General features: G+C 59.3%; 1 protein-coding gene. It reads left to right on the top strand.

Features of this window, described 5'->3' with window-relative positions:
* The first annotated feature begins 152 nt into the window (after positions 1 to 152).
* Complete coding sequence (locus OXS49_RS33380; RefSeq protein ID WP_267428776.1) at positions 153 to 734, top strand: peroxidase-related enzyme; 582 nt, start codon at positions 153 to 155, stop codon at positions 732 to 734.
* The last annotated feature ends 82 nt before the right edge of the window (positions 735 to 816 follow it).

Below are 816 nucleotides of genomic sequence, written 5' to 3'. Positions count from 1 at the left end.
GACCCTTCTGAGACGCTCGGAACGTCGGCTTCAAGGCTGTCCGCTTCTAAAGTTTGTCGTGTAGTTTTGACGGCAATCCTGCATCATCCCTGTGTGGCCCGAAGAGGTCAGCGGCTTTCCCCGCCGCCCAGAACAATCCCAGGAGAAACGCTGTGGCGGAAAACGAACATGCAGCGGTCAGCCGCTACCCAGTGCCCTCGATTAAGGACATGCCCGAGGACATCCGGGCGCGCATCCTGGCAGTTCAGGAGAAGTCCGGCTTCGTGCCCAACGTGTTCCTTATGTTGGCCTATCGCCCTGATGAGTTCCGGGCGTTCATGGCCTACCACGACGCCCTGATGGACAAGGACGGCGGCCTGACCAAGGCCGAGCGAGAGATGATCATCGTCGCGACGTCGGCCGTCAACCAGTGCCAGTATTGCGTGGTGGCCCACGGGGCGATCCTACGCATTCGCGCCAAGAACCCCTTACTGGCTGATCAGGTTGCGGGAAACTTCCGTAAGGCGGACATTACTCCGCGCCAAAAGGTGATGATCGAGTTCGCCATGAAGGTCTCGCAACACGGGCATCTGGTCTGCGAGGCCGACAGCGTGGCGTTGCGTGAGCACGGGTTCAGTGACGACGACATCTGGGACATGGCCGCTATCTCCGCATTCTTCGGCATGTCCAACCGATTGGCCAACTTCACCAGCCTCCGGCCGAATCCGCAGTTCTACATGCTAGGTCGCCAGTAGAATAACTACTCTTACGGCTCCCTGAGAGCCATCCGGACAGCTGACACATGCGCAAGACAGAATGTCTGCTTCCGGGTGGCAG

This window comes from Methylobacterium sp. GC_Met_2 (assembly GCF_026540795.1).
GTDB lineage: Bacteria > Pseudomonadota > Alphaproteobacteria > Rhizobiales > Beijerinckiaceae > Methylobacterium.
Note: the sequence above shows the minus strand (reverse complement) of the source record. Positions and strands in the feature narration are given on the sequence as shown.